Source organism: Terrabacter sp. 2RAF25, assembly GCF_052115265.1.
GTDB lineage: Bacteria > Actinomycetota > Actinomycetes > Actinomycetales > Dermatophilaceae > Terrabacter.
Genome location: NZ_JBFRGJ010000008.1, coordinates 154,844 through 175,222, shown reverse-complemented (window position 1 = coordinate 175,222; position 20,379 = coordinate 154,844). Strand labels below are relative to the sequence as shown.

The window sequence follows — 20,379 nt, the reverse complement described above, 5'->3', positions numbered from 1 at the left end:
CGCGCGCACCGTCGTCACCGGCCCTCGAGCAGGTCGCTGAAGGTCGCCTCGTTGCGCTCGGCGCGCCGCACGTAGACCCATCCGAGCGTGATGATCTCGGCGAACGCCACGACGGTGAGCAGCAGCCACGGCAGGGGCACACCGAGCAGGTCGACCCGGCCGATGGCCGGGAAGAGGTGGAACGCAAGAGGGAGCATTCCGAGCGTCGACGCCAGCATCAGCAGCACGCCGAGGGCGAGACGCAGCTGGCTGCGCATCAGAGAGGTGATGTAGACCTCGCCGAGCCGGGTCTGCTCGTCGATCTCGGAGGCGATCGAGACCGTACGCGTGCGCGCAGCCGAGGTGCGCGGACTCGTCACCCGCACCCTGGTGCGCGGCGGCCGCCCATCGGGCGTACGCGTGTCGGAGACCGGCGGGTCGACCGCTGGGCGCTCCCCCTCGCCCGGCGGCATACGGCCGGGGTTCGCGTGGTGCTCGCTCACGACCCGCCCCGCCCGAGCGGCTGAGCGCGGCGCACCAGCAGGTCACGCAGGGCACGGGTGTGACGACGGCTCACGACGAGCTCGTGACCGCCCACGACGACGGTCGTGCGGCCACCCTCGGTGCGCCACTCGCTGATGTGGCCCAGGGCGACGAGGGAGGACCGGTGGATCCGCACGAACCCGGCCTCGCGCCACTGGTCGGCGAGCGTCGACAGCGGCACACGCACGAGATGGCTCTCGCCGGTCGTGTGCAGGCGTGCGTAGTCGCCCTGGGCCTCGACGAAGAGCACCTCCGACCGCGGCACGAGCCGACTCACGCCAGCCAGCTCGACGACGATCTGCTCGTCGTCGTCTGGTTCGGCGGCGCTCTCACGACCCTGCACCTGGCGCACCACGCGGCGCACGGCCTGGTCGAGCCGCTCGTCACGCACCGGCTTGAGCACGTAGTCGACGACGTTGAGCTCGAACGCGTCGACGGCGTGCTGCTCGTGGGCGGTGACGAAGACGACGGGTGGCTGCGTCGAGAAGCGCGAGAGGACGCGGGCGAGGTCGAGGCCGCTGAGGCCGGGCATCTGCACGTCCATGAAGATCGCGTCGACCTGCTGCTCGTGCAGCACGCGCAGCGCTGCCTCACCCGAACCGGCGGGCACGACCTGGCGCACGCACGCGTGGCGACCCAGCATCCAGACGAGCTCGTCGAGCGCCGGGGCCTCGTCGTCGACGGCGAGCACCCGGAGCAGCTGGTCGCCGTTGCTCGCTGGAGTGGTCGCTGTGCTACTCACACGTGCACCCCCGGCCTGAACTTCGGCAGTCGCACGATCACCTTCGTGCCGGCTCCCGGTGCCGTCTCGACGACGAGGCCGTAGTCGTCGCCGAACGCCGTGCGGAGCCGCTCGTCGACGTTGGCCAGCCCCACCGACTCGCTGCCCGGATCGCCGGCGAGCACCCGGCGTACGCGCTCGGGATCCTCGCCGACCCCGTTGTCCTCGATCGTCACGACGCACTCGTGGTCGGCGTCCTGGGCGAGGATGCTGATCTGCCCGTCGCCGGAGCCGCCCTCGATGCCATGCTGCACGGCGTTCTCGACGAGCGGCTGCAGGCAGAGGAACGGCACGACGACAGGCAGCACCTCGGGAGCGACCCGCACGGTCACGGTCAGCCGATCGCCGAACCGGGCCTTCTCGATGACGAGGTAGGCCTCGATCGAGCGCAGCTCCTCGGCGAGCGTCGTGAACTCGCCGTGCCGGCGGAAGGAGTAGCGCGTGAACTCGGCGAGGTCGACGAGCAGCTCACGGGCCCGCTCCGGGTCGGTGCGGGTGAACGACGCGATCGCGGTGAGCGAGTTGTAGATGAAGTGCGGGCTGATCTGGGCGCGCAGGGCACGCACCTCGGCCTCCATGAGGCGGGTGCGCGAGGCGTCGAGCTCGGCCAGCTCGAGCTGCCCCGAGACCCATCGAGCAACCTCTGTGGTGGCTCTCACCAGCCCGGCGGAGGCGTTGCCGGTGAAGACCTGCAGCGTGCCGACGACCTTCTCGTCGACATCGAGCGGCGCGACGATCGCCTGCCGGATGACGCATGACGCCTCGGGGCACGTCACGTCGGCACCGTCGACGACCGTCGTGCGCCCGTGCCCGAGCGTGCCCGCCGAGATGACCGCGGGCTGGTGCGAGTGGTGCGACCGTCCGCCGTCCCAGGCGAGCAGGCCGCTCGTGTCGGTCATCGCCACGGCGGGGGCCCCGAGCAGCGAGCGCAGGTGCTTGAGCGAGCGCTCGGCGGCTGCCGGGGTCAGGCCCCCCCGCAGCGGTGGCGAGGCGAGCAGGGCGGTGTGCAGGGTGCGGTAGGTGGCACGGTCGGCCTCGGTGCCGAGATGACCGCGACGCCACAGCGCGCCCCACGAGCTCATGGCGACACCCTAAGGTGCGGGACGGCCACGCAGGCCGGCATCCGCCATCCCCCACGCCCGTCGAGCGCCCACGGACCACCGTCGAGTGCTCACTTTCCGACGTCGGGAAATGAGCACTCGACCGGGGTCGCGGGCGGCTCTACGTCGAGTGCCCACTTTCCGACGTGGGGAAGTGGGCACTCGACTTGGGGTGTGGGTCGCCGGGGGTCAGGCGTCGTCGTCGTCGGACTCCGCGGCGAGGTGCCAGAGGCCCGAACGACGCTCGGCCTCGAGCTCCTCCTGGGTCTTGGCGCGCGCGGCGTAGCGGTCCTTCTGGGCCTCGCGCTTCTCGTCGCGGGTCGGGCGTGAGCCCTCCGCGAGCCGGAGGTCGGTGCCGCGTGAGCCGAGCAGCTCGGCGCCGGCCTGCAGGGTCGGCTCCCAGTCGAAGACGACAGCGTCCTCGGCGGTGCCGATGACGACCGTGTCGCCAGCGAGGGCTCCGACCTTGTAGAGCTCGTCCTCGACCCCGAGACGACCCAGCCGGTCGGCGAGGTAGCCGACGGCCTCGTCGTTGGAGAAGTCGGTCTGGCGCACCCAGCGGTAGGGCCGCTCCCCCGCGACCCGGAAGATCGGCCCGTCGGGACCGTTCTCCTTGACGATCGTGAAGCCCTTGTCGTCGACCGACTTCGGGCGCAGCACGACGCGCTTCGGGACGGCGGCCTCGGCCTCGACCTCCGCGCGGGCGGTCTCGACGTGACGGGCCATCGCGTAGGCCAGCTCGTTCAGGCCCTGGTGGGCCACCGCCGAGACGATGAACACCTCGATGCCGCGCGCCTCGAGGTCGGGCTTGACCATCTCGGCGAGCTCGCGCGCCTCGGGCACGTCGGCCTTGTTGAGCACGACGATGCGGGTGCGGTCGGAGAGCGGCTTGCCGCCGAGGTCGGCGTCGGGCACGTAGAGCGACAGCTCGTTCTCGATGACGTCGAGGTCGGTCATCGGGTCGCGGCCCGGCTCGAGCGTCGCGCAGTCGATGACGTGGACGAGCACCGAGCAGCGCTCGACGTGGCGCAGGAACTCGAGGCCCAGCCCCTTGCCCTCGTGCGCGCCGGGGATGAGACCGGGCACGTCGGCGACGGTGAAGCGAGCCGAACCGGCGGTGACGACGCCGAGGTTGGGCACGAGAGTCGTGAACGGGTAGTCCGCGATCTTCGGCTTGGCGGCCGAGAGCACCGACACGAGTGAGGACTTGCCGGCGCTCGGGAACCCGATGAGCGCGACGTCGGCGAGCGTCTTGAGCTCGAGGACGACATCGACCTCCTCTCCGGGCTCGCCGAGCAGGGCGAAGCCGGGGGCCTTGCGGCGGGCAGACGACAGCGCCCGGTTGCCGAGGCCACCGCGGCCGCCGCGCGCGATGACGTGCTCGGTGCCCATGCCGACGAGGTCCATGATGATGCGGCCCTCGGCGTCCTTGACGACCGTGCCCTCGGGCACCGAGAGCACGAGGTCGTCGCCGTCGGCGCCGTTCTTCTCCTCACCGGCACCGGGCAGACCGTTGACCGCCTTGCGGTGCGGGTGACGGTGGTAGTCGAGCAGCGTCGTCGCCTGGGGGTCGACCCGGAGGATGACGGACCCACCGTGGCCGCCGTTGCCGCCGTCGGGACCGCCCAGCGGCTTGAACTTCTCGCGCTTGACGGAGGCCACGCCGTGGCCGCCGGCGCCGGCGCTGAGGTGCAGCACGACGCGGTCGACGAAGGTCACTGCCATGGGGTCACTCTTCCAGATCAGGGTGGGCTGACGGCATACGCCGATGGGCGGTGCCGGGTGCCCGGGAAAGGCGGAAGGGCGGGCCGCGCGGGCCCGCCCTTCCGGATGAAACTCAGTCGGTGATCAGGCGATCACTCAGCAGCGGCCGTCTCCGGCTGCTCGATGTTGACGGTCTTGCGGCCGCGCTTGGTGCCGAACTTGACGGCGCCGGCGACGAGGGCGAACAGCGTGTCGTCGCCACCGCGACCGACGCCCTCACCCGGGTGGAAGTGCGTGCCGCGCTGACGGACGAGGATCTCGCCCGCGTTGACCTTCTGGCCACCGAAACGCTTGACGCCGAGGAACTGTGCGTTCGAGTCGCGACCGTTGCGGGTCGAGGACGCACCCTTCTTGTGTGCCATGTCAGTTACTCCTTGAGAGGTTCTGTGCCGAGCCGGTCAGGCGTCGATCACGCGGTGATGTCAGTGATCTTGACCTGGGTCAGCGGCTGACGGTGACCCTGACGCTTGCGGTAGCCGGTCTTGTTCTTGTACTTCATGATGACGATCTTGGGGCCCTTGGCGGCCTTGACGACCTCGGCCTTGACCGACACCTTCGACAGCTTGTCGGCGTCGGACGTCACGGTCGTGCCGTCCACGAGGAGCAGCGGCGTGAGCTCGATGGCATCGCCGGGCTGACCCGTCACCTTGTCGACGAGCAGGACATCGCCCACCGACACCTTCTCCTGGCGACCGCCAGCGCGAACAATCGCGTACACAGTGAAACTCACTCTCTCATCAGGATTCGGAACGCCGCTTTCGGCACCGGCCCGTCAACACGGGCCCGGTGGGCGCACCAAGGAACAAGATTACCGGCTGGGACGGCCCAGCTCCAAACCGAGGTCAGCCCTCGCCCGCGGACTCGGACCCACCGCTCGCACGGGGCGGTCCGGCGGGGGCCACGACGCGGCCCCGACGACGACGACCGCGCGGGGCCGGCGCCACCTCGACAACAGCCTCGACCGGGGCGGAGCCGTCGGACTCGACCGTGGCGGTCACCGCCGGCTCGGACGTCGGAACAGTGCCGGCCTCGTGCGTGACGGTCTCTTCGGTGACGGTCTCGTCGGTGACGTCCGACTCGAGCTCGACGTGCGAGCCGCCCTCGGTTGCCTGTTCGTCGGACGAGCCCGGGTCGTGGGCGTCGTCGCCGGACCACGGCCCGGAGTCATCGGGGAACGCGTGCGCGTGGCCGTCGGCGTGGGCATCGACCGAGTCGTGGGCGCTCGCTTCGGCGTTCACGTCGGCGCTCACCTCGGCGATGGCCTCCGCGGCCGCCTCGCCCGCGGGCTGGCCGGAAGCGCTCTTGAGCGCCGCGGCGTGGGCCGCCGCCGCGATCTGTGCGGCGGTGGGTCCGCTGGGCTTGCTCTCGGCGGCAGCAGCCTCCTGGCCGTTGCCCTGGGCGCTGCCGTGCGAGGCGCCCTGCGAGGCGCCCTGGCTGCCACCCTGACTGCCACCCTGGCTGCCACCGGACGAGCTACCGCCCTGGTTGCTGCCCTGGCCGCGTCCGCGCCGCCGGCTGCTGCCTCCGTCAGCCTGTGCGGGCTCGTGCTGGTGCGCCCCACGGTCGACGGGGTCGGTGTGGATGATGAAGCCGCGCCCGTTGCAGTGGTCGCACGTCTCGGAGAAGACCTCGATCAGGCCCGAGCCGACCCGCTTGCGCGTCATCTGGACCAGCCCGAGCGAGGTGACCTCGGCGACCTGGTGCTTGGTGCGGTCGCGCCCGAGGCACTCGAGCAGGCGCCGGACGACGAGCTCACGGTTGCTCTCGAGCACCATGTCGATGAAGTCGATGACGATGATGCCGCCGATGTCGCGCAGCCGCAGCTGACGCACGATCTCCTCGGCCGCCTCGATGTTGTTCTTGGTGACGGTCTCCTCGAGGTTGCCGCCGGAGCCGACGAACTTGCCGGTGTTGACGTCGACGACCGTCATCGCCTCGGTGCGGTCGATGACGAGTGAGCCACCGCTGGGCAGCCAGACCTTGCGGTCCATCGCCTTGGAGAGCTGCTCGTCGACGCGGTGGTGGGTGAAGAGGTCCTGCTCCGAGGTCCACTTCGTGACCCGGTCGGCGAGGTCGGGCGCGACAGCGCTGATGTAGGGGTGGATCTCGTTCCACGCCTGGTCGCCGGCGACGACGAGCTGCTTGAAGTCCTCGTTGAAGACGTCGCGGATGACCCGGACCGTCAGGTCGGGCTCGCCGTGCAGCAACATCGGGGCCTGACCGCCGGTCGCGGAGCCCGTGCCGCCGTTCTTCTTCTTGCCCTTGCTCTTGCCGGCCCGGGGTGAGGACGCCCCTTCCGCCTTGGCCTGGATGTCCTCCCACGTACGCGTGAGGCGCTCGACGTCGGCACGCAGCTCCTCCTCGCTCGCCCCCTCGGCAGCCGTGCGCACGATGACGCCGGCCGAGTCCGGGACGACCTCGCGGAGGATCTTCTTCAGGCGAGCCCGCTCGGTGTCGGGCAGCTTGCGGCTGATGCCGGTCATCGAGCTGTTGGGCACGTAGACGAGGTAACGGCCGGGCAGCGAGATCTGCGACGTCAGGCGGGCGCCCTTGTGGCCGATCGGGTCCTTCGTCACCTGGACCAGCACGGTCTGCCCCGAACCCAGCGCGTTCTCGATGCGCTTGGGCTGGTTGGCCTCGAGGCCGGCGGCGTCCCAGTTGACCTCGCCGGCGTAGAGCACGGCGTTGCGGCCCTTGCCGATGTCGACGAAGGCGGCCTCCATCGAGGGCAGCACGTTCTGCACGCGGCCGAGGTAGATGTTGCCGGCCATCGACACGTTGGTGGCCTGGTCGATGTAGTGCTCCACGAGGACGCCGTCCTCGAGCACACCCATCTGCGTGCGGCCGTCCTTGTTGCGCACGACCATGACGCGGTCGACGGCCTCACGGCGGGCGAGGAACTCGGCCTCGGTGATGACCGTGCGACGGCGCCCGGCCTCACGGCCCTCACGGCGGCGCTGCTTCTTGGCCTCGAGACGGGTCGAACCCTTGACGGCCACGGGCTCGTCGCTCTGGGTGCGGGGCTGGCGGACGCGGGTCGAGACGTTCGGGGTGTCGTCACCCGAGTCGGTCGAGGAACCGGCGCGGCGGCGGCGACGGCGTCGTCGGCTCGAGCCGCCCTCGTCGTCGGCGTCGCCCTCGGCCTCGCCAGAGGCGTCGTCGGACGAGTCGGACTCGGAGTCGTCGCGATCGCCGGCGTCGACGGCAGGGCGACCCGAGCCACCCTCCTCGTCACCCTCGTCAGAGGACTGGTCCTGCGACTCGTCCTCGTCGGAGGCGCGGCCGCGGCGGCCCTTGCCGCCGCGGCGGCGGCGCGAGCGGCGGGGCGTGCCCTCGTCGTCGGTCGGCTCGTCCGAGACGGCCTGGTCGTCGTCGGCGGCCTCAGGCTCCTGCACGTCCTCGGCGGGCACCACCGCCTGCTCGGGGGCACTGGCGGCGCGACGGCGACGGGTCGGCGTCGCCTTCGTGGCGTCGGGTGCCTGGAAGAGCACGCTGAAGCTGGGGAGGGCGACCGGCCGCTCGTCCGAAGCGTCGGGGTCCGAGCTCTCGGTGCCGGTCGCGCCGAGCGACTCGTCGGCGGGCTCCTCGAGCGCCTCGAGGTCGATGAGGTCGTCGAGGGCGCTCGGGTCGAGCGGCGCCTCGACCGGCGCCCCTGGGGACCCGGCGCCGGAGCTGATGCGCGAGGTGTCGGCGGTCTCGACCTCGGCCACGAGCTCCTCCAACGCCGCAGCGGCCCGGTCGACCTTGGTGGCCTTGGCGCGCGAGCTGCGCCGCGTGGTGGCCTTCGTGGCCTTCGTGGCCGGAGCCGCCTCGTCACCGTCGGCAGCCTTCTTGCGCGTCGCGCGCTTGCGGGCCGGACGGGTGGCAGCCGGCGCGTCGGCGTCAGCGCCGTCAGTCGGCACACTGGCCGGCACAGTGGGCTGCTCGGTGGCAGGCTCCGCGACGGCCTCGGTGATCGGGTCGGCGGCACGGTCGGGCTGCGCCGTGGCCTTCTTCGTGGTGCGGCGCGTGGCCCTGCGTCGGGGCGCCTTCTCGGCAGCCGGGGCCGTCGCGGCGAACAGCGTCGCGTCGCCGGAGCCGGCGGCGTTGGCCTCGCCGGTGGTGTCGCGGGTGGTGTCGCCGTTGTCGCCAGTGGTGTTGTCGTTGGGTGCCATCAGGCAGTCTCCCGTCAGGTGCGGTGTGACCCACACTCGGCCGGGGCCGTCAACACCGCACGAGTGCGGTTGCAGTCGTCGCGCCGCGTGTGCGGCGGGACGGAAGTCGTCTCGCTACACCCGAAAACGGTTCGCGCTGGGCGCGGCCCCGTGATCAGATGCCGTCGGCGTTCTTGTCGGCAACCACTTCGCCGTCATGACCTGGTGGGTCATGCCAACGGGTCGGTCACCCTCACGTTTGCGGTGTCGAGCGGTCCCTGCGCCAGACGCGTCACCAGTGGCGGACGCGGAGGCTGCAGGTCGGCGGTCTCACGCAGCGCGGTCAGAATGTCGTCGGGGCGTACAGCAGGTGTGGTGTGCCGTACGACCATGCGCAGTATCGCACAGTCGGCGCCGACAACGTGAGTCGCCACGACGTCGGCGAGCGCATCCGCCGAGGTCAGCACGCGTGCCGACACGATGGAACCCCGCACGTCGAAGGTGCGCGGACCCGACTTCGTCAGGCGTGTCACCTCGGCCGTGTCGCGGGCCAGGAGCGTGCTCACCGCGGCCTCGAGGACCTCGATCGCCAATCCGGCGAACTCGAGCACCCAGTCGCTCGCCTCGAGCCGGTCGGCGAGCGCCCCGGGCGCCGCCTCGACGACCTGGAGGATGTCGATGCCCTCGGGGAGCGCCTCGTCGAGCGCCTCACGGACCGAGTCGACGTCGACGCGCTGGGTCACCGAGATCTCGAAGTACTCGGCCTCGCTCGCCGTGCCCGTGGCCGCCGCATTCGCGTAGCTGATCTTGGGATGGGGGTGAAACCCGGCGGAGAAGGCCATCGGCACGTCGGCCCGCCGCAGCGCCCGCTCGAGGGCGCGCTGGAAGTCGCGGCTGGAGGTGAACCGGAGGCGCCCCCGCTTGGTGTAGCGGATCCGGAGCTTCTGGACCGCGGGGTCCGGGGCCGGACCCTCGGGGACGCGCTGACGTGCCTGACGAGCCATGCCCGGAAGGCTACCGGCGCGCGTGCCGTGCTCCATCCAGCCTGCGGCCCGACCTTCGAGGTCCAGGACCAGCCCGACGCGTCGACCCGGCGGGCGTCAGGAGTCCGACGAGAAGCCCCGTCGCTCGTCGGCGCGGCGCTGCCGCTCGGCCGCCTCGGCCTCGTCGAGCCGGGTCGCCTCGGCCAGGGTCGGGGCCGTGCCGCCCAGGCTCGCCGGGAGGTACTTGAGGTCCGGACCGGTGAGCGGCTCGTAGGCGGCCCGCGCGACGTCGAGCATGTGGGCCATCACGGCCTTGTAGCGGGCGGTCACCTCGTCGGGGTCGGCATCGGCAGCGACCGGAATGGGCTCGGCGACGGACATGATGATCGGCACGTTGGTGCGTCCGAGGCGCTTCGGGTGGCCCTTGGTCCAGACCCGCTGCGACCCCCATATGACGACCGGCAGGATCGGCACCCCGGCCTCGGCGGCCATCCGGGCGGCGCCGGTCTTGAACTCCTTGAGCTCGAACGACCGCGAGATGGTGGCCTCGGGGAAGACGCCCACGATCTCGCCGGCCTTGAGCGCGTCGACCGCGGCGGCATACGAGGCCGCTCCTGCCGTGCGGTCGACAGGGATGTGCTTCATGCCCCGCATGAGCGGCCCGCTGACGGCGTGCGAGAAGACGCCGTCCTTGGCCATGAACCGCACGAGCCGGCCGGACCTCTGCGCGGCCAGTCCGGCATAGGCGAAGTCGAAGTAGCCCGTGTGGTTGACGACCATGACGGCGCCACCGGTGCGCGGCACGTTGTCGTCGCCGAGGATGGTGAACTTCAGCCCCTGCATGGCGAAGACCCCGCGGGCGACGCCGATGACGGACGAGTAGACGGGCTCCATGAGGGACACTCTGCCCTGCGCGGCTGCGCTTCGGCACGCTGATGGGCCCCCCGCGCGTCGTGGGGCGGGCTGACGACACAGGACGACGTGAGCAGCATCACCGGGAAGGCCATGGCGTATGCCGCCGCGCCGGCCCTCGTCGACCGCGACACGGTCAGTGGGCGCCTCGCTGCTGGGACTCGTCCCGCTCGCGCTCGCGGGCCTGATCGTGCTCGTCAAGTGGTGGCGGGCGCACCCGGACGATCGGCATGGTGGTGCTCGTCCCCCTGACACTCCTGGCTGCCGGGGTGCTCGTGACCGACCTGGCCGACGCTGCCGGCGGGCTGGGCGACCTCCTCGACGTCGACGGCGTCTTCGACGGTGTCGACGGCTTCACCGACGCGACCGACTCGCTCTTCTCCTTCGACGGCCTGCCAGGGTGCGCCGACGGGTTCGACGCCTGCGACCTGCCGGGCTGCGACTTCTGAGCCGCCCCAGCGAAGCCCCGCCTGCGGCGCGGACCCGGCGGGACGGCATACGCCCTGAAAGCCGGTCGAGGGCATCCGCTCGCCCATGGAAGGATTGGACGCATGACTGACGCACCTGACACCACTGACTCGCGGATCCCCGAGCGGCCCACGCTCGACGGCCTCGAGGAGAAGTGGATGCAGGTATGGGCGCAGCAGGGCACCTACTCGTTCGACCGCGAGAAGGCCCTAGCGGCGCCGCGTGAGCAGGTCTTCGCCATCGACACGCCCCCGCCGACCGCGAGCGGGTCGCTCCACGTCGGACACGTGTTCTCCTACACGCACACCGACTGCATGGCGCGCTACAAGCGCATGAAGGGCTTCGAGGTCTTCTACCCCATCGGCTGGGACGACAACGGTCTGCCGACCGAGCGCCGCGTGCAGAACTACTACGGCGTGCGCGGCGACGCCACGCTGGCGTACGTCGACGGCTACGAGCCGCCGTTCAGCGAGGGCGTCGACGCCAAGGGCAAGGCGATCAAGCCCGCCGACCAGCAGGCCATCAGCCGCAAGAACTTCATCGAGCTGTGCGACATCCTCACGGTCAAGGACGAGGTGACCTTCGAGTCACTGTTCCGCCGGCTCGGCTTCTCGCTCGACTGGGACATCACCTACCGCACCATCGACGAGCGCTCCCGCGCCGTGGCGCAGCAGGCGTTCCTGCGCAACCTCGAGCGCGGGGAGGCCTACCAGAGCGAGGCCCCGGGCCTGTGGGACGTCACGTTCCAGACGGCGGTGGCGCAGGCCGAGCTCGAGGCCCGCGACTACCCCGGCGCCTACCACCGGGTCGCCTTCCACCAGGTCGGCGCAGGCGCAGGCGAGGCCATCCACATCGAGACGACCCGTCCCGAGCTGATCCCCTCGGTCGTGGCGCTCATCGCCCACCCCGACGACGAGCGCTACCAGGCCCTCTTCGGCACGACCGTCACGTCGCCGCTCTTCGGCGTCGAGGTGCCCGTGGTGGCCCACCGGGCCGCCGAGATGGACAAGGGCGCCGGCATCGCCATGTGCTGCACGTTCGGCGACCTCACCGACGTGATGTGGTGGCGCGAGCTCCAGCTGCCGATCCGCTCGATCATCACCCGCAACGGACGCCTGCAGGGCGAGACGCCCGAGTGGATCGCCGGCGGGCCCGGCGAGGCTCTCTACGCCGAGTCGCTCGCCACGAAGACGACCTTCAGCGCCCGCGAGGCGGTCGTCGCGGCGCTGCGCGAGTCGGGCGACCTCGACGGCGAGCCGCAGAAGACCCAGCGCAAGGCGAACTTCTACGAGAAGGGCGACAAGCCCCTCGAGATCGTCACGTCGCGTCAGTGGTACATCCGCAACGGCGGCCGCGAGGAGTCGCTGCGCAGCAAGCTCGTCGGGATGGGTGACGCCGTCGACTTCCACCCGGCGTTCATGCGGTCGCGCTACAAGAACTGGGTCGAGGGCCTCAACGGCGACTGGCTGATCTCACGCCAGCGCTTCTTCGGCGTGCCCTTCCCCGTCTGGTACCCCGTGACCGCCGAGGGCGAGACCGACTACGACCACCCCATCGTCGCGCCCGAGGCGGCCTTGCCGGTCGACCCGCAGGTCGACGCGCCACTCGGCTACGACGAGGCCCAGCGCGGAGTGCCGGGTGGGTTCGTGGCCGACCCCGACATCATGGACACGTGGGCCACGTCGTCGCTGACGCCGCAGATCGCGGCCGGGTGGCCGGTGCGCGAGGGGGCGCCCGACGGCGAACGCCTTGGCTCGGACGAGGCCCTGTTCGGGTCGCTCTTCCCGTACGACATGCGCCCTCAGGGCCACGACATCATCCGCACCTGGCTCTTCGCGACGGTGACCCGGTCCTTCTTCGAGCACGGCGTCGCACCGTGGCGCCACGCCGCGATCAGCGGCTGGATCCTTGACCCCGACCGCAAGAAGATGAGCAAGTCCAAGGGCAACGCCGAGACGCCGGAGGACGTCGTCAAGGCCAACGGCGCCGACGCCGTGCGCTACTGGGCTGCCTCGGGACGCCTCGGCACCGACGCCGCCTACGACACCGGCCAGATGAAGGTCGGCCGGCGCCTCGCGATCAAGGTGCTCAACGCGAGCAAGTTCGCCCTGGGCTTCGGTGACGTGTCAGGCGACCTGCGTGCCGCTGTCACGAATCCCCTTGACCTGTCGATGCTCTCGGCCCTCGGCGAGGTCGTCGACAAGGCCACGCAGGGCTTCGAGGGCTGGGACTACACCCGCTCGCTCGAGGTCACTGAGACCTTCTTCTGGACGTTCTGCGACGACTACCTCGAGCTCGTCAAGGACCGTGCCTACGGTGGCCAGGGCGACGAGGCCGCCGCGAGCGCCCGGGCCGCGCTGCGTCTCGCGCTCGAGACGCTGCTGCGCCTGCTCGCGCCGTTCATCCCGTACGCCACCGAGGAGGTCTGGTCGTGGTTCGGCGACGGCTCGGTGCACCGCCAGACCTGGCCGACCCGTGACGAGCTGCCCTCCGGTGGCGACCCCGCCGTGCTGCCCGCGGTCGGGGCGGCGCTGGCCGGTGTCCGCAAGGTCAAGTCCGAGGCGAAGGTCGGCATGCGCGCGGAGGTGCGCTCGATGACGCTCGTCGCCCCCGCTGCCTCGGTGGAGCGCATCCGGGCGGCCGAGGCCGACCTGCGGGCGAGCGGACGCATCAGTGAGCTCGCGTACGCCGAGGGTGAGTCCGTCGAGGTGCGTGACGCCGAGCTCGTCCCCGTCGAGAAGCCGCCCGCCAGGGCCTGAGCCGACGGTCGTTGCCGTCCCGACCTCTCGGGACGGCAACGATCCGTGCCCAAACGGGGTCTGTGCTCCCCCTCTGCAATATGGTTTCGCGCATGTCGAGACGGGGGGTGCAGCTGACCATCGCCGGTGGCGTCGTCGTCATGGCCGCCCTCGTCGTCGCGTCCACCGGTCGACCGGTGCCACTGCTCGTGCGGCCCTCGGCCGCGCTGCCCACGATCCCACCGGGGCCACCCGCCTCGACGTCGCGCGCGACGCAGACCGTCCCGTCGCTGACGGTCACCCCGACCGGTGCGCCCTTCGAGCCGTCGCCGATCCTCGTCGCGCTCGTGCAGATCCTGATCGTCGGCGCCGCCCTGGTGCTGTTGCTCGCGCTCGTGCGTCTGCTTGTGGCCGTCGTCCGCAAGCCGCACCTGACCGTCCACGAGGAGCCCACCTTCACCGTGCCGCTCGTGCCGGCCGAACTGCTCGAAGCGGCCCGCGAGCGGCTGCGCGACCTCGAGTCGGGCGAGCCCCGCAACGCCATCGTCGCGGCCTGGCTCGACCTCGAGGGGTCGGCGGCGGCGACGGGGCTGCCGCGGCTGCCCGCCGAGACCTCGACGGAGTACACCGAGCGGGTCATCACCGTGTGGGCCGTCGACCGCGAGTGTCTCGCCGACCTGGCGGCGCTCTACCGCGAGGCACGCTTCTCGGTGCACGCGCTGGGTGAGGAGCACCGCACGCGGGCGATCGGCGACCTTCGCGTCCTCATCGCCGACCTGGAGCGCGTGGCCGACGAGCAGGCCGGCGCCGACATGGCTGCGCACGCGCACGCCCGGGGCGCCCAGAGCGCTGGCCCGGACGCAGGCGTCGTCCGTCGACCGGATCCGAGGTCGCCATGAGCGCCCAGCCGTCGCGCTTCGAGGCGGTGCGGATCGCCGTGCGGCCGTGGAGGCGTCGACTCGTCGGTCTGGCGGTCGCCTGGGCGGGCCTCGCGCTGATGACGGCCGCGCTCGGCCTCCAGCCCGATGTGCCGGGCATGCTCGCGGTCCTGCTCGCCATCGCGCTCATCGTCTGGCACGTCCTCGACCACACCGGGCCCCAGCACCTCACGGTCTGGCCCCTCGTCGACAGCGAGCTCGGCAACCAGGGCCGCGGCAACGACTTCCGGGTGGCCAACCTCGCCGGCCGGCTCGAGGCCGCCGACACGAGGAACGAGGGCCGCGAGTCGTTGGTCCACGACCTGCACCTGCAGCTGCAGGTGCTGATCCGCGAGCGGCTCTTCGCCAAGCACGGCATCCTCGCCGAGGAGGAGCCGAAGTGGGCTCAGGGGGTCACCCCGCCCGACCTCTGGGACCTCCTCGTCGGGCTGCCGCCGCCCGACCTCTACCGTCCGCAGCGACTCGACCCCATCCTCCGACGAATCGAGCAATGGTGACCATGACCGAGATGCCCCTCCCCCGCGTCAGCGAGCTCAGCCGCGCGGTCCTCGACGAGGTCGGCCGGGCCGTCGTCGGCAAGGACGAGGCGCTGCGGCTCGTGCTCTCCGGCGTCCTCGCCGGCGGCCACGTGCTCATGGAGGACTTCCCGGGCCTGGGGAAGACGCTCGCCGCCCGCAGCTTCGCCCAGACGCTCGGGCTCGAGTTCAAGCGGGCCCAGTTCACACCCGACCTGCTGCCGGGCGACATCACGGGGTCGTTCATCTACGACCAGCGCGCGGGCGACTTCGAGTTCCGACCAGGTCCGCTCTTCGCCGGGCTGCTGCTCGCCGACGAGATCAACCGCACCCCGCCCAAGACGCAGGCGGCCCTGCTCGAGGCGATGCAGGAGAAGCAGGTCACCGTCGAGGGGCGCACCTTCCAGCTCCCCCGGCCCTTCCACGTGCTCGCCACCGCCAACCCGGTCGAGTACGAAGGCACCTACCCCCTGCCCGAGGCCCAGCTCGACCGTTTCCTGATGCGCATCTCGTTCGGCTACCCCTCGCTCGACGAGGAGTGGCAGATCCTCGCCAACCGCATGGCGCGCCAGCAGGAGGAGCAGCAGCTGCAGGCCGTCGTCGACGCGCAGACGCTGCTGCAGATGCAGGCCGCGATCGAGGCCACCGTCGTCGACGAGTCGATCGGCCGCTACTGCGTCGCCCTCACGGCAGCCACGCGCAGCCACGGAGACGTCCTGATGGGCGCGTCGCCCCGGGGTGCCCTCGGTCTGCTGCTGTGCTCCCGGGCGTATGCCGTGGTCGACGGACGCGACTACGTGACCCCCGAGGACGTCAAGGCCGTGGCCGTGCCCGTGCTGGCCCACCGCATCACCGTCAAACCCGAGCTCTGGATGAGCAACGCCTCCGGCACGGGCGTCGTCGAGAGCCTGCTGCGCACCGTCACGACGCCGTCGGCCCGTGAGGCCGTCGTCCCCCGTCCCGCAGCCGGCTGAGGACCCGTGCCCACCTGGCGCCCGCACCGCACCGCCTCGCGCCGTCTCGGCGCGTGGGAGTCGACCGCTGCACACCAGCGGGCGATCTTCCTCGGTGCTGCGGGTGCGGTCACCGCCGTGGTGGGCCGTCGGCCCGACCTGCTGGTGATCGTGACGCCCCTGATCGTGGCCGCCGTGTGGGGTCACCTCGCCCGGCCACGCACCGAGGTGACAGGCACGGCCCGGCTCGGCGACACCACCCTGCGCGAGGGCTCGGTGACCGGCCTCTACGTGCACACGACGCCGGCACTGCCTGACGTGCACGGCGTCGTCACCGTGGCGCGCGTGCCCTGGCTGGAGCGCAAGCCGTCCAGTGGCATCGCCGAGCTCGACGACGGGTCGGCGACCATCGGGCTGCGGTCGACCCGATGGGGCCGCCGCCGCATCGGGACCGTCAGCATCGCCCTCGTCAGCTCCTGGGGCGCCTTCCGGGTCGGACCCGTCGACCTGCCCGACCTCGACTCGGCCACGCTTCCGGTGCCGGCCTCGTTCGATGCGAGCGCGCCGACACCGCACCCCCGGGGCATTGTCGGGCTCAACCGCTCGAACCGCCCCGGGTCGGGCTCCGAGTTCAACACGATCCGCCAGTTCCACCCGGGCGACCGGTTGCGCCGCATCCACTGGCCCGTCTCGATGCGCACCGGGAACCTGCACGTCACCTCGACCTTCACCGACGAGGACGCCCACGTCTTCCTGCTCGCCGACTGCTTCAGCGACCTCGGGCCCCGCGAGGGCATCGACGGTCGACCCACGAGCCTCGACGTGACCGTCCGCGCCGCCGGCGCCATCAGTGAGCACTTCCTCCGCAGCAACGACCGGCTCACGCTGAGGACCGTCGGGGCGGCCGAGGTGCCCACCCTGGGCGTCGGCTCGGGCACCAACCACCTGCGGCGTGTGCTCGACACCCTCGCGGCGATCGCCCCCGCCACCGAGCGCCGCGACACCGGCGAGCACGCGATCCGCGGGGTCGACCCGATGGCGCTGTGCCTCGTGCTGTCCCCCCTCGTCGAGCCGACCATGGTCACGCTCGCCCACACTCTCGCCGCCCGGGGCATGACCGTCGTCGTCGTCGACACCTTCCCCGACCACCTGGTGAACGACCCGAAGAGCGCCTACCAGGCGCTCGCGTGGCGGATCCGGCTCCTCGGTCGCGAGGCGGACGTGCACAACCTCCGGCAGCGCGGGGTCCCGGTCGTGCCGTGGCACGGGCCCGGATCCCTCGACAACGTGCTGCGTGACATCGCCCGCCGCGCCTCTGCGCCACGCCTGGCGAGGCGGTGACCGTGCTCCCGCACCAGCACGGTCGTGCCGACGACCCCGTCCACCCGGAGGACGGCGTCGAACCCGATGACCCCACCGTTCCCGGCCCCGCAGGACCGACGCCCGCCGTCACCCAGCCCGTCGCACTCCACCCGGTCCGACGCACCGTGCACTTCGGCGCCGGGCCCGAGTGGTCGCTCAGCCAGCTCGGCGCGACCGCCGCGTCGATGGGCGGCGTCCTGGTCTACCTGGCGAGCCTGTCCCTGGCTGCGGGTGGCTTCGACCCCGTGTGGTGGTCGCTGGTCCTGCTGCCCCTGGTCACGATGGTCTGGACCGGGTCTGCCGCGCCGCTCTTCTACTGGGGCCTGCTGCTCTTCGGCTGGTTCACCCTGACCGCGGCCGGCAGCTTCTCGTGGTGGTCGCTTCCTGCCGCGGCCGGGTGCGTCATCGGCCATGCGGCCGCGGCGCTCTCAGCGTCGTCGCCGCCGGCCGGCTCGTTCACGGCCCGCACCGCAGGTCGCTGGGCGCGGCACACCGCCGCAGCTCTCCTGGCCGCGCTGCCGGTGGCGCTCCTCGCCGGGCTGCTGGCCGGCCGTTCGATCCCGCTCACTCCGGCGGCATACGTCGTCGGGCTTCTCGGCGTTTCGGTCGGGGTGTGGCTGGTGCGCACCACCCCGCCGACCGAGCGCGAATGACGGCGACGGTCGACGGCTGACCGGCGTCGTTTGCAGTTTGGGGATTCGCGTTCTACGCTTCGGATGAAACGAAACAGTTTCGTTTCATCCAGACGAGAGAGGGGGCGGGATGACCACGAGTCCGAGCACGACGGACACGCAGCCCGCCAGCCGTCCACGCGTCGCCGGCGACCGCGAGGTCGAGATCCTCGAGTCGGCCATCGACGTGCTGCGCGACCTCGGCTACGACCGGCTCACCTTCGATGCCGTGGCCGCAGCTGCCCGGGCGTCCAAGGCGACGCTCTACCGGCGCTGGCCGCACAAGCGCGACCTCGTCATCGACGCAGTGGGTCTGTTCATCGACTGTCCCGCCGAGCAGGACCCCGACACCGGCTCGCTTCGCGGCGACCTGCTCGCGCAGGCGTGCGCCGACGGGGGCCTCGACGACGAGGTCGTCATCGGCACCTGGAGCGCCCTGCTCCCGGTCATCCACCGCGAGCCCGAGCTGGCCTGCGGCATCCACGAGCGGTTCCTGGCCCCGAAGATCGCGGCCACCCGCACCATCTTCGAGAACGCCCGACGGCGGGGTGAGGTCGGCGCCGACGCCGACCTCGACACCCTGCTGATGGTCCTGCCGTCCCTGTCGATCCACGAGGCGCTGCTCTCTGGCAGGCGGCCCGGACCCGAGCGCATCGCCGAGTTCGTCGACACCGTCGTGCTCCCGGCGTGCGCCGCCACACTGACACCCGCACCGGCCGAGGGCTGAAGCGGAGAAGCACACGGCCACGCACCACCAGCCTCACTGCACCACAGCACCACCGCACCACCGCACCACCCGCCCGACGCCGGCCCTGACCCGGCCCACGCACGCCATCGCGCCCGCCAACGCTGCCGCGCGCCGATCACGCACGCGCTCTGACTGCGCACCCCGTTCCGCACGCCCCGACGCGTGCTCCCGAGAGGAAACCCATGTCTTCGAACACGGCCCTGGAGGTGCAGGAGCCCACCGGCGACTTCACCTCGCACGACAGCCCGCCCAAGCGGCTCGGCCTGGCGCTGTTCGTCATCTGCGCCGCCCAGCTCATGATCGTGCTCGACGGCACGATCGTGAACATCGCCCTGCCCCACATCGAGACCGACCTCGGCTTCAGCCAGGCCAACCTCCAGTGGGTCATCACCATCTACACGCTCGCCTTCGGTGGCGTGCTGCTCCTCGGCGGACGCCTCGGTGACCTCTACGGCCGCCGCCGGATGTTCGTCTGGGGCGTCGCGCTCTTCACGCTCGCCTCGCTCGTGGCCGGCGTCTCCCAGAACGAGGCGATGATGCTCGGCGCCCGCGCCCTGCAGGGCCTCGGTGGCGCCCTCGCTGCGCCGAACGCGCTCGCCCTGATCACGACGACCTTCCCCGCCGGCAAGGAGCGCAACCGCGCGATGGGCGTCTTCGCCGCCATGTCGGGCGCCGGCGCCGCGATCGGCCTCATCCTCGGTGGCGCGCTCACCGAGGTCGACTGGCGCTGGAACTTCTTCATCAACCTGCCGATCGGCGTCGTCGTCGCCTTCTTCGCGCAGCGCATCCTCACCGAGTCCGAGGACGGGCGTGGCGCGCTCGACGTGCCGGGCGCGATCACCTCGATCGTCGGCCTGTCGGCCCTCGTCTACGGCCTGACGCACGCGGCGAGCACCTCGTGGGGCGACACCACCACTGTCACCTACCTCGCGATCGGCGTCGCCCTGCTCGTGGCCTTCGTCGTCATCGAGACCCGCGTCGCGCACCCGCTGCTGCCGATGCGCATCCCCGGTGACCGCACCCGCGGCACGTCGTACTTCGTCATGCTCGTCGTCGGCGCCGGCATGTTCGCGATGTTCTACTTCCTCGGCATCTACATCCAGACGATCCTCGGCTACTCGCCGCTCAAGACGGGCCTCGCGTTCCTCCCGTTCTCGGTCGGCATCGTCGTGGCCGCCCAGGTCGCCTCCTTCCTCATCGCGAAGGTCGACCCGCGCTGGATCTCCGGTGCTGGCGCGGGCTTCGCGGCCCTCGGCATGTGGGGCTTCACCCACCTGACGCCGCAGAGCACGTATGCCGCCAACCTCCTGCCGTGGATCGTCATCCTGGCGTTCGGGCTGGGCCTCATCTTCGTGCCGCTCACCCTGACGGCCGTGCACGGGGTCGCCCACGAGGACTCCTCGGTGGCCTCGGCCGTGCTCAACACGATGCAGCAGGTCGGCGGCACGCTCGGCCTCGCGACGCTGAGCACGATCTTCGTCAACAACATGGGCGACAAAGTCGCCGAGCTCACCGCGAAGCTGCCGCAGGGTGGCCCGGCTCCCTCGAAGGAGGCGATGGCCGCGGCCCAGAAGATGATCGCCGACGAAGCGTTCAGCTACGGCGCCAGCCGCGCCTACCTCGTCGCGGCCATCATGATCGCCGTCGCCGGTGTCATCACCCTCGTTGCGCTCAACGTGCGCCACAAGGAGGCCACTGTCCGTCACGGACAGTGGCCTCTCGACGTGGAGAGGCGGCAGATGGTGGCCTCTCGACAGGTTTCGGTCTGGGAGGTGGGGTCAGCTGGCGGGG

The 20,379-nt window shown here is 71.5% G+C and carries 17 protein-coding genes and 1 pseudogene; 9 read left to right on the top strand and 9 right to left on the bottom strand.

Annotation, left to right across the window (positions count from 1 at the left end):
- Positions 1 to 14: 14 nt before the first annotated feature.
- From AB4091_RS18600 to AB4091_RS18560, 9 genes are all read right to left on the bottom strand, one after another.
- Positions 15 to 482 (bottom strand): hypothetical protein, encoded by a 468-nt coding sequence (locus AB4091_RS18600; RefSeq protein WP_442293747.1) that lies wholly within the window; start codon positions 480 to 482, stop codon positions 15 to 17.
- The gene (locus tag AB4091_RS18595) at positions 479 to 1,264 is read right to left on the bottom strand and encodes a LytR/AlgR family response regulator transcription factor (RefSeq protein ID WP_442293745.1); all 786 of its coding nucleotides are present in this window, start codon (positions 1,262 to 1,264) and stop codon (positions 479 to 481) included. The genes AB4091_RS18600 and AB4091_RS18595 overlap by 4 nt, the downstream gene beginning before the upstream one ends.
- Positions 1,261 to 2,385 (bottom strand): sensor histidine kinase, encoded by a 1,125-nt coding sequence (locus AB4091_RS18590; protein ID WP_442293743.1) that lies wholly within the window; start codon positions 2,383 to 2,385, stop codon positions 1,261 to 1,263. Before AB4091_RS18590 ends, AB4091_RS18595 begins: the two co-directional genes overlap by 4 nt.
- A gap of 207 nt (positions 2,386 to 2,592) precedes the next feature.
- Positions 2,593 to 4,128: a GTPase ObgE gene (gene obgE, locus AB4091_RS18585; RefSeq protein ID WP_442293741.1), complete on the bottom strand. Its 1,536-nt coding sequence runs from the start codon at positions 4,126 to 4,128 to the stop codon at positions 2,593 to 2,595.
- A 131-nt stretch (positions 4,129 to 4,259) separates the two neighbouring features.
- The gene (gene rpmA, locus AB4091_RS18580; RefSeq protein ID WP_030200289.1) at positions 4,260 to 4,529 is read right to left on the bottom strand and encodes a 50S ribosomal protein L27; all 270 of its coding nucleotides are present in this window, start codon (positions 4,527 to 4,529) and stop codon (positions 4,260 to 4,262) included.
- A 47-nt stretch (positions 4,530 to 4,576) separates the two neighbouring features.
- Positions 4,577 to 4,885 (bottom strand): 50S ribosomal protein L21, encoded by a 309-nt coding sequence (rplU, locus tag AB4091_RS18575; RefSeq protein ID WP_045190103.1) that lies wholly within the window; start codon positions 4,883 to 4,885, stop codon positions 4,577 to 4,579.
- Between the two features lie 124 nt (positions 4,886 to 5,009).
- Positions 5,010 to 8,321, bottom strand: a complete 3,312-nt coding sequence (locus AB4091_RS18570) for an Rne/Rng family ribonuclease (protein WP_442293739.1) — start codon at positions 8,319 to 8,321, stop codon at positions 5,010 to 5,012.
- A gap of 209 nt (positions 8,322 to 8,530) precedes the next feature.
- Entirely contained in the window at positions 8,531 to 9,304 is a 774-nt protein-coding gene (locus AB4091_RS18565) for a TIGR03936 family radical SAM-associated protein (protein ID WP_442293737.1), read from the bottom strand.
- A gap of 96 nt (positions 9,305 to 9,400) precedes the next feature.
- Positions 9,401 to 10,177, bottom strand: coding sequence for a lysophospholipid acyltransferase family protein (locus AB4091_RS18560; protein WP_442293735.1), 777 nt, complete (start codon positions 10,175 to 10,177; stop codon positions 9,401 to 9,403).
- 251 nt (positions 10,178 to 10,428) lie between these two features.
- Here AB4091_RS18560 and AB4091_RS18555 point away from each other — a divergent pair, with 251 nt between their 5' ends.
- The 9 genes and pseudogenes from AB4091_RS18555 to AB4091_RS18515 form a co-directional block, all read left to right on the top strand.
- Positions 10,429 to 10,644 carry a hypothetical protein gene (locus AB4091_RS18555; RefSeq protein ID WP_442293733.1) on the top strand — a complete coding sequence of 72 codons (216 nt, stop codon included), beginning with the start codon at positions 10,429 to 10,431 and terminating at the stop codon, positions 10,642 to 10,644.
- A gap of 102 nt (positions 10,645 to 10,746) precedes the next feature.
- Positions 10,747 to 13,422, top strand: a complete 2,676-nt coding sequence (gene valS, locus AB4091_RS18550; RefSeq protein WP_442293731.1) for a valine--tRNA ligase — start codon at positions 10,747 to 10,749, stop codon at positions 13,420 to 13,422.
- A gap of 92 nt (positions 13,423 to 13,514) precedes the next feature.
- Positions 13,515 to 14,300 carry a DUF4129 domain-containing protein gene (locus AB4091_RS18545; RefSeq protein ID WP_442293729.1) on the top strand — a complete coding sequence of 262 codons (786 nt, stop codon included), beginning with the start codon at positions 13,515 to 13,517 and terminating at the stop codon, positions 14,298 to 14,300.
- Positions 14,297 to 14,836, top strand: coding sequence for a hypothetical protein (locus AB4091_RS18540; protein WP_442293727.1), 540 nt, complete (start codon positions 14,297 to 14,299; stop codon positions 14,834 to 14,836). The genes AB4091_RS18545 and AB4091_RS18540 overlap by 4 nt, the downstream gene beginning before the upstream one ends.
- A gap of 2 nt (positions 14,837 to 14,838) precedes the next feature.
- Positions 14,839 to 15,828: an AAA family ATPase gene (locus AB4091_RS18535; RefSeq protein ID WP_442293725.1), complete on the top strand. Its 990-nt coding sequence runs from the start codon at positions 14,839 to 14,841 to the stop codon at positions 15,826 to 15,828.
- A gap of 6 nt (positions 15,829 to 15,834) precedes the next feature.
- Positions 15,835 to 17,148: a DUF58 domain-containing protein gene (locus AB4091_RS18530; RefSeq protein ID WP_442293723.1), complete on the top strand. Its 1,314-nt coding sequence runs from the start codon at positions 15,835 to 15,837 to the stop codon at positions 17,146 to 17,148.
- A gap of 2 nt (positions 17,149 to 17,150) precedes the next feature.
- Complete coding sequence (locus AB4091_RS18525; protein ID WP_442293721.1) at positions 17,151 to 17,822, top strand: hypothetical protein; 672 nt, start codon at positions 17,151 to 17,153, stop codon at positions 17,820 to 17,822.
- Between the two features lie 109 nt (positions 17,823 to 17,931).
- Positions 17,932 to 18,567: a TetR-like C-terminal domain-containing protein gene (locus AB4091_RS18520; protein ID WP_442293719.1), complete on the top strand. Its 636-nt coding sequence runs from the start codon at positions 17,932 to 17,934 to the stop codon at positions 18,565 to 18,567.
- A gap of 203 nt (positions 18,568 to 18,770) precedes the next feature.
- A pseudogene (locus tag AB4091_RS18515) lies at positions 18,771 to 20,225 on the top strand (DHA2 family efflux MFS transporter permease subunit); the annotation flags it as partial.
- Positions 20,226 to 20,379: the final 154 nt, after the last annotated feature.